The organism is Cupriavidus sp. PET2-C1 (assembly GCF_054515855.1).
This window is the reverse complement of record NZ_JBTNRJ010000003.1, coordinates 419,793-433,050: the sequence shown is the minus strand read 5'-3', so window position 1 is coordinate 433,050 and position 13,258 is coordinate 419,793. Positions and strand designations below refer to the sequence as shown.

Annotated in this window: 12 protein-coding genes; 11 read left to right on the top strand and 1 reads right to left on the bottom strand. The window is 63.4% G+C overall.

Annotated elements, in window-relative coordinates; translation table 11 throughout:
* Positions 1 to 73 precede the first annotated feature (73 nt).
* Positions 74 to 2,764: a LuxR C-terminal-related transcriptional regulator gene (locus ACX12D_RS35760; protein WP_459377341.1), complete on the bottom strand. Its 2,691-nt coding sequence runs from the start codon at positions 2,762 to 2,764 to the stop codon at positions 74 to 76.
* 196 nt (positions 2,765 to 2,960) lie between these two features.
* On the opposite strand from ACX12D_RS35760, the gene ACX12D_RS35755 reads away from it, so the two are divergent.
* From ACX12D_RS35755 to ACX12D_RS35705, 11 genes are all read left to right on the top strand, one after another.
* The gene (locus tag ACX12D_RS35755; protein WP_459377340.1) at positions 2,961 to 3,746 is read left to right on the top strand and encodes an enoyl-CoA hydratase/isomerase family protein; all 786 of its coding nucleotides are present in this window, start codon (positions 2,961 to 2,963) and stop codon (positions 3,744 to 3,746) included.
* Between the two features lie 59 nt (positions 3,747 to 3,805).
* Complete coding sequence (locus ACX12D_RS35750) at positions 3,806 to 5,377, top strand: class I adenylate-forming enzyme family protein (protein WP_459377339.1); 1,572 nt, start codon at positions 3,806 to 3,808, stop codon at positions 5,375 to 5,377.
* 21 nt (positions 5,378 to 5,398) lie between these two features.
* The gene (locus tag ACX12D_RS35745; protein ID WP_459377338.1) at positions 5,399 to 6,568 is read left to right on the top strand and encodes a thiolase family protein; all 1,170 of its coding nucleotides are present in this window, start codon (positions 5,399 to 5,401) and stop codon (positions 6,566 to 6,568) included.
* 33 nt (positions 6,569 to 6,601) lie between these two features.
* Complete coding sequence (locus ACX12D_RS35740; RefSeq protein WP_459377337.1) at positions 6,602 to 7,801, top strand: thiolase C-terminal domain-containing protein; 1,200 nt, start codon at positions 6,602 to 6,604, stop codon at positions 7,799 to 7,801.
* A 12-nt stretch (positions 7,802 to 7,813) separates the two neighbouring features.
* Complete coding sequence (locus ACX12D_RS35735) at positions 7,814 to 8,356, top strand: Zn-ribbon domain-containing OB-fold protein (protein WP_459377336.1); 543 nt, start codon at positions 7,814 to 7,816, stop codon at positions 8,354 to 8,356.
* 4 nt (positions 8,357 to 8,360) lie between these two features.
* Complete coding sequence (locus ACX12D_RS35730; protein ID WP_459377335.1) at positions 8,361 to 8,837, top strand: Zn-ribbon domain-containing OB-fold protein; 477 nt, start codon at positions 8,361 to 8,363, stop codon at positions 8,835 to 8,837.
* Between the two features lie 50 nt (positions 8,838 to 8,887).
* Positions 8,888 to 10,444: a class I adenylate-forming enzyme family protein gene (locus tag ACX12D_RS35725; protein WP_459377333.1), complete on the top strand. Its 1,557-nt coding sequence runs from the start codon at positions 8,888 to 8,890 to the stop codon at positions 10,442 to 10,444.
* 20 nt (positions 10,445 to 10,464) lie between these two features.
* Entirely contained in the window at positions 10,465 to 11,661 is a 1,197-nt protein-coding gene (locus ACX12D_RS35720) for a thiolase C-terminal domain-containing protein (RefSeq protein WP_459377332.1), read from the top strand.
* Positions 11,662 to 11,785: 124 nt separating this feature from the next.
* Positions 11,786 to 11,974: a hypothetical protein gene (locus ACX12D_RS35715; protein ID WP_459377331.1), complete on the top strand. Its 189-nt coding sequence runs from the start codon at positions 11,786 to 11,788 to the stop codon at positions 11,972 to 11,974.
* 101 nt (positions 11,975 to 12,075) lie between these two features.
* Positions 12,076 to 12,327: a hypothetical protein gene (locus ACX12D_RS35710; protein WP_459377330.1), complete on the top strand. Its 252-nt coding sequence runs from the start codon at positions 12,076 to 12,078 to the stop codon at positions 12,325 to 12,327.
* 147 nt (positions 12,328 to 12,474) lie between these two features.
* Positions 12,475 to 13,254, top strand: coding sequence for an enoyl-CoA hydratase/isomerase family protein (locus ACX12D_RS35705; protein ID WP_459377329.1), 780 nt, complete (start codon positions 12,475 to 12,477; stop codon positions 13,252 to 13,254).
* Positions 13,255 to 13,258 lie beyond the last annotated feature (4 nt).

Genomic DNA, 13,258 nt, shown 5'->3' with positions numbered 1-13,258 from the left:
AGGAATTCTGGGGTGGCCTGCGGCCAAAGTCGCCACACTTTTAGGGTGGCGCGCGGGCAAGGTGGGCAGGTAGTTACTTGATCAGACCGCGCTTGCGGGCCGCGATCACGGCGTCATAGCGGCTCGAAACGCTGAGCTTCTCGAACACGTTCTTCATGTTCCACTTCACCGTGTCCAACGTGAGGTTGAGCGTTAGCGCGATTCGCTTGTTCGACATGGACTGCGCGGCCAGGCGCAGGATCTCGATTTCGCGCGGCTTGAGCCCATGGTCCTGGCCCGCCTGCGCGGTCTCGCTGGAAAACAGCGGTGCTGCCCGCATCGGGTCGCAGCGACGCAAGACATCCCCCAGATAGTCCTTCACGGGGCCAGGAATTAGCGTGGGCTGCAGCTGCAGCAGGTAACGGTTCAAGGTCTCGCCCTCATCGAGCAGCGTGCGAACGAGGCCCAGCCTGTGTGCGGCCTCGACGCCGGCCGCAAGGCATTGCATGGACTCCGCGGCGCGGCCCATCTGACCGAGTGCGACGCCCGAGAGCAAATTCGCCAGTACCACGATCTTCTGCCGCCCGAACTCGACACCTAGCCTGCGTAGTCCCTCAACACGGGTCAGTGCTTCCTCCCAGCCAGAGCCAGCCAGTGCAAGACGGGCCGCTCCCAATGCGGCGATGGCGCCGATTTCGGCCAGGAATCCGGCTGCCCCGCGATAGCGATCTGCCAACTGGTCTAGCTCACCCTGCAGCTTTCGGGCGATGTCCTGATGGTTCAACCGGAGCTGCAGCCGGCCTTGTTCTGCCAGCACATGTGCCAGCGCCCGGTCCAGGGCGAGCTCGCGGCACCGGGCCTCGTCCTCGGCCAGCCCATGAAGCGCTTCTTCCGGGGAGGTCTGCGCAGCGACCAGGCGGCTGCGGACGATCATGGCGCGGATCATTGGCTCGGGTGACGAGAAGCGCAGCAAATCGAGGCGGTTGGCCAGTAGATCGTGCCCCTCGCTGAGCCGGTCGGCTTCATAGTAGGCGTGGGCCAGGAACGCTGCGCAATTGACGGCGGACACTGAGCGGCGGCCGTGGGCCGTCTCCGCACGCACGACCAGGGCGCCGCCGATACGGATGGCCTCGCCATTGTCTCCCTCCAGCAGGTGGCTCAACAGGAGCGTCGATTCGGCAACCAAAGCCATATCGTCCTGTAGCTCGGAGCGCGGCAGCCGAGCGACATGGCCGTGCAGAGCGCGGGCATCCGCATACCGGCCGGCGGCGCAATAGGAAAGGCTGAGCACGGCCAGGTGCGCCTGGCGCAGGAAACGATCCGTCAGGGTGTCGAAGTCGGACGGCGTCACTAGGGCCAAGGCGGCTTCGGAGTCATCGCGCTGCAGCGCGATGCTGGCGCGAAGGTAGCGCGCATGCAGGGCGAACTCCGGCGCCAGCTCTGCCTGTCCCTGCTGCAGGCGGTCGAGCCAGGCCTGCGCATCGCGCCACCTGCACGTCGCAACCAGCGCCCAGCAGCCCAGCACCAGCAGCCTGGGGTGGTCCAGCAGCACATCGGCCGATAGCTGGTCCATCCAGCGTTGCAGCGTACTGACGAAGCTCATGCTGCGAATCGGCAGGTCGGCACGCTCAACCATGTGCGCGGCGGCTTTGAAGTCGTCCGCGTAGTAAGCGTGTCTCAGCGCTTCGATCAGCAGTCCCTGCGACTCGAACCACTGGCTCGCCCGCGCATGGACCTCGCGCACCAACTGCGGATTGCGCTGCTGGAGCTGGTCCTGCAGGAAGTTCGCAAACAGCGGGTGCAGGCGGTACCAAGGCGACGGGCTGTCGAGTTCGACGGGCAGCAAGAAGAGGTTGTCCCGCTCGATCTGGTCGAGCAGGGACCGGGCTTGCGCGTCGCCGGTGACGTGTTGCGCCAAATCAGCGGTGAAGCGCCGGCATACCGCGATCTGTTCAAGAAAATTGACAACGTTCGGCGCCAAATGGCGGACCACATCCTCGGATAGATAGCGTTGCAGATCGGTGCGGCGATGCAACATCTGGGAAAGTACCGCGCGGTTCGCCGGACTCCGTTTGAGCCTGATGCAAATCATCTGCACACACACCGGCCAGCCGTCGGTGATGTCGTGAATCACGCGCGCATCGTCGGGCGCAACATCGCCCAGGTGCTTGTTGAGAAAATCCTGCGTTTCCTGGAAATCGAAGGGCAAGTCGGGGAACGTGATCTCAGCCAACTCCCCCGTTAGGCGCATGCGACTCACGGCCAGCGGCGGACTGGTCCTGGAGGCGATGAGCAGGTGCAGCTCGTCGGGGCCGTAGTCCAGTAACCCCTGGATCAGTGCGTGCGTCGACGGGTCTTCGGCGTGGTGGTAGTCGTCAATGAACAGGAAGATGTCCTTGCCCGACTGGCACACCGCATCGACGATGGTCGCGACCAATCCGGCGACAGGCAGGTCCGCCCGCGCCTCGGACGTCAATGCGGTCCCGTCGTCGACAGTCAGCCCGGCCTGCTGCAGCGCACCAACAAAATAGGCGCGGAACTGCGGCAACTGCCGCTCATAGGGCGACAAGGACAGCCAGGCGACCAGTTCGCCGTCCTTCAGCAATTCCTGACGCCACTGGGCCAGCAAGGTCGTTTTGCCAAAGCCCGCGCTGCCGCACACCAGGGAAAGCCGGCTGTTGCGCGCATCCCGCAGGCGCGCCAGCAGCAGGGTCCGTGGCGTGGATTGCGAGCTGATGCGCGGTGGCGAGAACTTGGTGGGAATGAGAAGGCGATCGGGGGCCAAGCCAGGGTCTCCTGCGGACAAGCATTTTATGGGTTCCACGGCGCCACTCTACTAACACTCCATTAGTGTGGTGCGTTTCCAGAGCCAAGCACGCATTATGAAGTCATTCAGAAGCAGCGGATCAGACCGCACGCAGCGAGGCAGGCCGGCGGTAGTTGGAAGCCGCCGCCTGGCGAAGACGCAAGGAGACATCACAATGCGCTACGAAACCATTATCTATGAACCGCGGGGGGCTGTCGCGTGGATCACGCTCAATCGCCCGCGAGAACTCAATGCGGTGAACCTGCGCATGATCGAGGAGCTTCAGGACGTGCTGGCCGCAGTGGCGCTTAACGCCGCGCTGCGGGTGGTGGTGCTGACCGGGTCCGGCCGGGCCTTCTGTGCCGGTGCCGACCTCAAGGCCTTGCTCGGCGGCCTCGACTCCGCCCCGGGAGAACCGAATTTCTCCGATCGTACGCTGGCCATGCTTTCGCTGCTGCGCAATATGCCCAAGCCAGTCATCGCTGCCGTGAACGGCCTGACGATCGCCGGAGGCCTGGAACTGGCGATGTGCTGCGACATCCTGATCGGCGCCGCGAGCGCCAGGATGGGCGACGGCCACGCAAACTTCGGCGTATTTCCGGGCGGCGGTGGCGCCGCGGTGTTGCCACGCAAGATCGGGCTCAATCGTGCGAAGCAGTTGCTGTTCACGGGCGAGATCGTCGATGCGGAAAAAATGCAGGCCTGGGGCCTGCTTAACGATGTGGTCGCTGATCAAGAGCTACTGTCGGCGGTCAGTGCTTTGGCCGAGCAAATGGCCGGCAAGAGCAGCCTTGTGCTGCGCCGCATGAAAGCCGTCGCGAACCGGTCAGTTGACCAGGCGCAGGAGGCGGCGTTGCGCGACGAGTTGCTTGAGTGCCAGCAGCACACGCGATCGCACGACTTTCGCGAAGGACTCGCGGCCTACGGCGAGAAGCGCGCACCCGTCTTCACCGGCACATGAACAGGGATCGAGCCGCATTGAAGTTCCCGCGAAGCTAAAAAGCATAAATGGAGACAAGCATGAAGATCGACTTTTCGAGGTGGTCGCTCGACGCGGCATCGCGTTTTGGGCAGCGCGAAGCGCTGGTCAATGTCGAGCGCGGCCGCCGCTATACGCACCTGGATCTGCACCGGCTGACTAATCAGATCGCGCGCATGGTCAAGGAGCGCCTCAATCTGGGAGCCAGTGACGTCTACCTGACCATCCTTGACAACGACAACATGAGCCTGCTGACTTTCTGCACGCTCGCCAAGGCGGACGTGAAGGCGGCGTGGTGCAACTTCCGCGATACCTTCGACGAGCACCTCTGGCAGATCGACTGGATCGAGCCGAAAGTCGTGTTCCTCGAAAGCGCGCTGCTGGACAAATACTATGACGTACTGCGCCAGCGGGGTATCCGCATCGTGTGCATGGACCCGCTACCGGCTTCCCGCGAGGGGGTGGCCTGTTTCTGGGATCTGCTGGATGGCGTGTCGGACGCCGAGCCGCATATCGAGATCGACGCGGATGAGCCGATTCTCTATCGCTTCACTGGCGGCACCACGGGCAGAGGCAAGTGCTGCATGTACAGCGTGAACAATTGGCTGGCCCTCCACCGGTACTTTTACTCGATGCCGGACGACATGTTCGGCTCCAACGCCCGCCACCTGAGCATCACACCGCTAAGCCACGGCTCTGCCGCCTACGCGACGACGCTGGCTTTCAAGGGCGGTTGCCACGTCACGATGAACACCGCGGACCTCAAGCAGTTCTGCGCGAACATCCAGAACGAAAGGATCACGTCAACCCACCTCGTGCCGACCATCCTCTATCGCTTCCTGGAGCTTGATCTGCATGGAATGTTCGACCTATCGAGCTTGCGAACGATCCTCTATGCGGCGGCGCCGATGAGTCCGGCAAAGCTGGCGCTGCTGCAGGAGAAATTCGGCAACATTTTCATTCAGGCTTACGGCAGCAGCGAAGTGCTGGCGCCCGTGGCCGTATTGAGCAAGGCAGACCACCTGTGCGCGCCTGGAGAGAGCGACCACCGCCTCGACTCCACTGGCATCGCGCTGCCTGAAACGGAGATCGTCGTCATGGACGACGAGGGACGCGAGTTGCCAACCGGGCAGACCGGCGAACTCTGGATTCGCGGTCCCGGCGTCATCAAGGGCTACTACAAGAATCCGGACCAGACTGCTGCGGAGTTCCAGAACGGATATTGGAAGTCAGGCGACCTCGGCTTCATTGACGAAGATCGCTACGTGTACATCGTCGATCGCAAGAAGGACATGATCATAAGCGGCGGCTTCAACGTCTACGCCATCGAGGTCGAAGCGGCGCTCAACGCCCATCCCGCGGTGCTGATGTCTGCGGCTGTCGGCGTGCCGCATGCGGAGTGGGGCGAGTCGGTGCATGCCGAGGTCGTGCTCAAGGAGGGGCATACCGCCGATCCCGACGACATCGTCGCTTTCTGCAAGGAACGCATCGGGTACAAGGCCCCGAAGACCGTGACCGTCGTCGAGCAATTGCCCCTGACGGTGGTGGGCAAGGTGCTGCGCAGGACGGTACGCGACAAATACTGGAAAGACCAGCAACGCAAGGTGCACTAGTACGAGGCCAAGAAGATGAGCATGTCAAACCGTGTCGCTATCGTCTCGATGGCGCAAGTCAACTACAGCGAGAAACGCGCTTACTCGCCGGAAGAACTGGCTTACCAGGCCATCAGGCCGGTGCTGGAAGAAACCGGCCAGCGTTTTCTCTCCGCCTACGAGAAGGGCGGGATCGATGCGAGCGTGATCTGTCACGAGCATTCGCGCATTGCGCGGCCGTTTTCGGCGTCGCTGGTGGTCGATGTCGCCGGCGCCCACCTGCGCCCCGATGAAAAGATTGACCAGGACGGCGCCGTCGGTGTGCTGGAAGCTGCCTGGCAGATCGCTTCGGGTGAATTCGAAACCGTGCTGGTGGTTGCCGTGTGCCACGACTCCACGAGCAGCGGCGCTGGCAACGCCATCGAGAACAAGGTGTTCGACCCCTTTTTCTGCCGACCGCTCGGCCTGGACAACGTGCAGGCCGCCGCGCTACAGGCGAACCGATATTTTGAGAAGTACGGCATAACGGCCGAGCAATGCGCCGCAGTGTCCGTGAAGAACTTGCGCAATGCGAAGGACAACCCATTGGCGCTGCGCGCGGGCGACTTCGGCATCGCCGACGTGCTTGCTTCAAAGGCGCTCGCGGACCCGATCACCGCGCTGCAGACGCGCCCGTTCGGCGATAGCGCCATCGTGATGCTGCTGGCCAATGAGGAAAGAGCTAGGCAACTTACCGCCAAGCCGGTCTGGATTAAGGGGCAGGCCAATTGCTCCGACGGCTATTTCCTGGGCGACCGCGATCTCGCGGATTCCGAGGTGCTGGCGATCGCGGCGAACAAGGCCTATCGCATGGCCGGCATTGCCGACCCCCGCCGTGAGATTGATGTGGCCGAGGTGACGGACGAGTTCTCCTACCAGGAATTGATGGCTTATGAGGGGCTGGGCTTGTGCGAGCGGGGACAGGGAGGCCGATGGCTGGAGTCGGGCGCGAGCGCCCGCGATGGCCGCCAGCCTGTCAACTTGTCGGGTGGCGCGCTGTCTGGCTGCTCCCACACCACCATCGGGATCGGCCGCATCGCCGAGATTGTGTTGCAACTGCGCGGCGAGGCGGGTGCACGCCAGGTGGAAGGCGCTCGCACCGGCGTTGCGCATCTTGCTTCGGGGCCTTGCGGGCAACTGCAACAGGTCATGGTCCTGGGCACGACGCTTTAATGACGCCTGCATGCGCGGTAACGGAGAAACAGAATGAATCGCAGAGTGGCAATTGTCGGCTTTGGCCAGACAGAGATGATGGCGCGCAGCCCGCTGACCAAGGTGGAACTGGCCAACCAGGCAGTGCGCAGGGCGTTGGCGGACGCCCAGATCACGATGAAGCAGGTCGACGAGGTCGTGCTGGGAGACATCGACTACGTCTCGGGCACGGCCGAGTCGGAGATGGAACTGGCAGACTGGATCGGGCATTATCGCAAGCCCGTGGTCAAGATCGAGACCGGCGGCACTGTCGGCGGCTCGGCGGCTCTCTCGGCGGTGCATCACATCGCAGCCGGAGCCTGCGATGTCGCGCTGGTGTCTGCGACGGCAAAGTTTGTCGGCCCGCCACCGGGTACGCTGCCGCGCGGGCCGTTCCTGCAGGCGGCGATCAACTCCGGCCTGCACGCGCTCACCGAGAAATGGTGCAGCGTGGGCGCCGTGGGGACCTTCTCGCTGATGGCAAGCTCCTATGTGAAGCTGTCCGGCTGCACCGAGGAAGCGGTTGCCATCGCCCGGGTCAAGGCCGCCAACAATGCGCTGAAAAACCCCTATGCGCATCTGCGCGAGCACCTGACCGTGGAGGACGTGCTCAATTCGCCGATGCTGACTGCGCCGATGCGCCAGCTACATATGTGCCCGATCACCGAGGGCTCGGCGGCGATGATCTTCGCCAGCGAGGAAGTGGCGCACAAGATCACAAAGAAGCCGGTGTGGGTGAAGGACATGGTCACCATCCATTCCGCCCAGCACTGGGCCGCTTTGCAGGATTTCATTGCTCCCAAGGAGCGTTGTGTGCTGCCGAGCCTGGCCAAGGCCTGCGAAGTGCTTTACAAGCGCAACGGCATCACACATCCGGCCAAGCAACTCGACGTGATCGAGATGTATGAGCCATGCACCTGGGCCGAGCTGGTGTGGATGGAGGCCATGGGCCTGTGCGAACCGAACCAGGCATGGAAGCTGATGGGCACCGGGGCGACCGAGATCGATGGCGAACTACCGATCAATCCGTCCGGCGGCGTTACATGCACCAACCCCGGTGTTCCCTCGACCTTGATCCGCTATGGCGAACTCGCGCTACAGATTCGTGGCGACGCCGGCGAGCACCAGGTCCCGCGCGACGTGAATCTCGGCCTGGCCACGGGCTTCGGCGGCACCGGCTGGACGCCGCTGATGCTGCTGTCCAAGGAAAAATGAGGAGGAGAGGCAATGGATACCAACACTCACACTGACACCGAGCAGCCCGAAACCCTTCCCGTGCCGCCGATGCGCCTGCGCACGCCGTTCTACATGGAGTACCCGCTGGGCCTGTTCAACGGCAGGTTCTCGCGCGAGATGTGCGACAACGGCCGGCTCCTGGGCATGGTCTGCCGCAGTTGCGGGTTTAGCATGCTGCCGCCACAGGCCGTATGCAGCGTCTGCCACGGCGAAAATTTCGACGATCCACAATGGGTGGAGATGGGGCCCGAGGCCACCGTGGCCGGTTTCATGTCGTTCAACATGCCCTTCATCGATACCAACGATCTGTCTGTGCAGACCAGCGCCTACCCCGTGGGGGTATTGATGGTTGACTCGCCGGGCCGCACCGCCGGCTTCCTGTGGCATTACATCGGAGAGACCGACCTGAGCAAGGTCCACAACGGCATGCGCGTACGTGCCGTGTTCAGGCCGAAAGCCGAGCGCCAGGGGCTGATGACCGACATCCTCTACTGGGAGCCGGTGCAGGCACCGGCCTCAACGCAAGGAGATTGAGAACATGTACCCCGCAGACCTGGAGAATGCGCCCCCCGCGATGTTGCGGCAGCCGGTGCTGTATGCCGACATCAATTACGACGTAGGCGAGACAAACGGCCGTTTCTTCGCCGCCCTGCGCGACCACGGCAGGATCACCGCGACACGCTGCGCCGCGTGCGAACGCGTGTACCTGCCGCCGAGAATCAGTTGTCATGATTGCTTTGCTGAACTGCGCGACTGGGTGGACGTCAGCGACGTCGGAACGCTAGTGTCATACACCATCGTGCGCGAACCCGGGATGCTCCAGCCGGTCGCGCGCCCCTATGTGCTTGGACTCGTTCGACTCGATGGTGCGGATACCGCGCTGGTGCATTACCTCGGCGAAGTCGATCCTGCGGAAGTGAAGGCCGGCATGCGCGTGCGTGCCGTCCTAGCCGAAGAACGGATGGGAAACATCTGGGACATCCGCTATTTCAAACCGGTCGGCGATAGCGCTTGATCGAGATCCGGGGCGCCGACCGGCGCTAACCGGGCATCAGGAGACAAGACATGGCGATCATTGACCTTTTTGACCGTGGATGGCAGATCGATCCGGACGCGGCGGCCTACGTGATGGACGATGAAGCCTTCACGTTCGACGCGGTGGGCACACTTTCGTGCCGCATTGCGAATGCGCTCGTGGCCGCCGGCCTGGGCCGCGGGAAAGTCGGCGCGGTCTGGGGCGCCAACCATCCCACGGCCTGGACCTGCACGTTGGGCCTGTGGCGTGCCGGCATGGCGTGGATGCCGGTCAACCCGCGCGGCTCGCTGGAAGAGAACCAGCAACTGCTGGACGGCTTCGACTGCGAGGTACTTTTTTTTCAGAAGGCGTTCGCTTCCGCGGTCGAGGCGCTGCGTTCGAAGCTGCCCAAGGTCAAGCTCTATATCTGCATCGAAGAACCCGTTCCAGGCGCCAGCGGCCTGCTCGATTGGATAGCCCGGCAGCCGGCCAGCAAGCCGCAGATCGAATACCTGCCGGACGACACAATAGCCGTGATGCCGACCGGCGGAACGACTGGCCTCCCCAAGGGGGTGATGAACACCCATCGCTCCTTCCAGACCTTTTGCGCGCAGTTCATGATCGCGTGCAGTTACCGGGCCGACGAGAAGATCGTGAATCTGGCCGCGGCGCCGATGACGCACACTGCGGGCGTGCTGTCGCTGCCGTGCACCGCGCGCGGCGGCACGGTGGTGGTACTGACCAAGCCGGATCCCGCCGCACTGCTCGATGCGATCGAAAAGCACCGGGTAAGCGAACTCTTCCTGCCACCCACCGTGATCTACCGGCTGCTCGACATGGCCGGGATCGAGCGGCGCGACTATGCTTCTCTAAAGTACTTCCTTTGCGGCGCTGCGCCAATGTCGACCGAGAAGTTGCGCCATGCCATCTCGGTGTTCGGACCGGTGATGATGGAAGCCTACGGACAGACCGAGGCACCCGGCTCGATCGCGATCAAGCGGCCGGAGGAAAACTTTGTTGATGGGCAACTTGCCGACGACGCGCGACTGCTGTCCTGCGGCCGGCCGGGTCCGCTGGTCAGGGTGGCGATCATGAACGAGCGCAACGAGCCGCTCGGTGCCGACGAAACCGGCGAGATCTGCGTGCGCGGCGACCTCGTGATGAAGGGCTACTACAAGGCGCCGGAGAAGACCGCCGAGGCAATCGTCGACGGCTGGCTCCACACCGGCGATGTTGGGCACATGGATCGCGACGGCTATCTGCGCATCACCGACCGCAAGAAAGACATGGTCATCACGGGCGGCTTCAATGTTTACCCCAGCGAGGTCGAGCAGGCGATCTGGGCTCACCCCGCGGTGCAGGACTGCGCGGTAATTGGCGTGCCCGACGCCACCTGGGGCGAAGCCGTGAAGGCCGTCGTCGAACTGAATCCAGGCATGCACGTGAGCGTCGACGAGCTGATCGCGCTGTGCAAGGAACGGCTGGGCAGCGTGAAGGCGCCGAAGTCGGTCGACTTCGTCGACTCGTTGCCACGCAGCCCGAACGGCAAGGTTCTGAAGAAGGATCTGCGCGCGCCGTATTGGGCAGCGCAGAACCGTAGCATCTGAATGTAGACGCGAGGAAACAAATGAGCAACGACGTGTTGATTGCCGGGGTCGGGATGGTGCCGTTCAAGCGCCCCGGTCACAGCGAACCATATGACGTGATGGCGGAGAAAGCGGTACGTACGGCGCTAGCCGATGCCGGCATCGAATACAGCCTGGTGGAGCAGGCCTTTGCGAGCTTCGTCTACGGCGACTCGTGCTCGGGCGAGCGTGCGCTCTACCGCGTCGGCATCACCGGCATACCGATCACCAACGTCAATAACAACTGTGCCTCCGGATCTTCGGCCCTGTACCTGGCTCGGCAGGCGGTGCTGGCAGGCGAGGCCGAATGCGCGCTTGCGGTCGGCTTCGAGGAGATGCGGCCCGGCGCGCTGGACCGGGTGTTCCCGACTTATGCGGACCCGCTCGAACGCCATCGCGAGAGCGTGGTTGCGGCGATGGGCCTCGGAGAGGCGGAGCGCGCACTTCCGCCCGCACTGCTGATGTTCGGCTCGCAGTTGGAATGGGTCGCCCGTGAGTTGCAGTTGCCGGACGAGGTGTTTGCACGGGTCGCTGTGAAGGCGCGCGCGCATGCGCAGCACAACCCCTTCGCAATCTTCCGCGAACCGCTCACAATCGAAACGGTGCTGGCTGCGCCAACGGTGTGGGGGCGCCTGCGCAAGCTTTACGCCTGCGCACCGAGCTGTGGTGCCGCCGCCGTGATCGTGTGCAGCGATCGATTCGCCCGGCGCCACGGACTGCGCACCGACGTGGCCATCCTCTCGCACGAGATGGGCAGCGACATCGCTTCCGACCTCGACCCGCCCAACGTGCCCGATGCCCTCAGCCGGGCCGCGACGCGGCGCACGGCGGTTCGCGCCTACGCGCGGGCTGGCGTGGAGCCGGGGGACATCGACGTGGCCGAAGTGCACGACTGCTTTGTCAGCAACGAGCTGCTCAACTACTCGAGCCTCGGGTTCTGCGCAGAAGAGGACCTCGAGCGTTTTGTCGTGGAAGGACGCAACACCTACGGCGGACAGGTGGTGGTTTGTCCGTCGGGTGGCCTGCTCTCCAAGGGGCACCCGCTTGGGGCAACCGGGCTGGCGCAGATCACGGAACTCACCGTCCAGTTGCGGGGCGACGCCGGACCGCGGCAGGTCGAACGGGCGTGCACGGCACTGCAGCAGAATGGTGGCCTTGGCACCGCAGTGTCGGTCGCCATCTTGCAGCGGCGCGGGTGAGCTGACGGCCGTTCTCGGCGTGCTGCTATTGCGGCTCCAGGGGCACGGCAGTAGTAAATACCGTACCAATCGTATATCGGGTATTCCGACTCCCGGGATTGCGCTCACCTGTAGAGGGAAAGTCATGGCCGCGGATGATGTTGATTTCGATCTCGATCGACGCTCGTTCCTCAAGCTGGGCGTGGCTGGCACCGTGGTCCTGGACGTAGCCGGGGTCGGCGCGATGCTGAGCGGCTGCAGCGAAAGCGAAAAGCGGCAGCGTAGGGCTACCGTTTCCTGCGTGACGCAGATCTCGAGCTGTTCGCGGCAGTGACGCCGGTGTTGTCATTGGCTTGCCTCTGGATGCCCAAACCAGCGCCGCCGTGATGCACAGCCTTGACGGGCTGCTGATGCGCGCCGGCAAGCCGGTGCGGGGTGAGCTACGCAAGCTGTTTTGACCTGCTCAACTGCGGGCCGACGAGCTGGCTGACCACCGGCGTGCGCAAGGCCTGGAAGGAAGCTAGCACTGAGGAGGTCGAGCACTTCCTGCAGAGCTGGCACGACAGCTCGATCGGCTTGTTCAACGGTGGATACCGCGCGCTGGCCAAGCTTTGCACCACCCCGTATTTTGGCCTGCCGGCCGGCTACAAGGCCGCAGGTTATCCCGGCCCACTGGGCTGGATGTAAAAAACCATCAACGCGTGACGGATAGCCCAGCCATGGCGATCAACGATATCTCGACAAAGACAGGAAAAACATGCCCATATGCCCGGCGCGCGCTTTCGTAATCGTCATAGCGCAGCGCGTTGCGCCGCATTATTGAGGAGTACTTTCATGACCCAGCCTGTGTTGCTAGAGACTCGTGGCCCGATCGCCACCATTACGCTGAACCGGCCCGAACGGGCCAATACCATTGACCTTGACTCGTCACACGCGCTGATCCGGAGCATTGACGAGGTAGCCGCTGATGCATCAGTACGCGCGGTGGTGCTGCGCGCCGTTGGGCGGGAATTCTGCGCTGGTGGAAGCATCGACTTCTTTGCTGGCGCGGGGGCCAAGTTGCCCACCATTCTCGACGCGGTTCTTGGGCCGCTGCACGCTGCACTATACAAACTGGCCACCCTGCCGGTGCCCGTGATCAGCGCCCTCAATGGACCCGTGGGCGGTGGCGGTATCGGTCTGGCTCTTTGTGCGGACATCGTGCTGGCCGCCGAATCAATGAAGTTGCGCGCTGGCTATTCGGCCATCGGGCTCACCCCGGACGCGGGTTCGTCCTGGTTCCTGACCCGTCGCGTCGGCGCCATGCGAGCCAAGCAGATCTTCTTCACTAACTCGACACTTTCGGCACAGCAATGCCTGGAGCAGGGCATAGTGAGTGAGGTGCTCCCGGACGCTCAACTCGCCGCACGCACGGAGGCCCTAGCTGAGGCATTGGCGCATAGCGCGACTGGAGCAGTGGGACGCATCAAGTGTCTAGTGGATGGGGCGCACGAGCGGTCGCTCCAGGCGCAGCTCGAGTTGGAACATCGCCTGATGATTGCGTCGGCCGCAAGCCCTGACGCCACAGAAGGCATTGCAGCCTTTCTAGAGAGGCGGGCACCGCGGTTTTCATGACGAC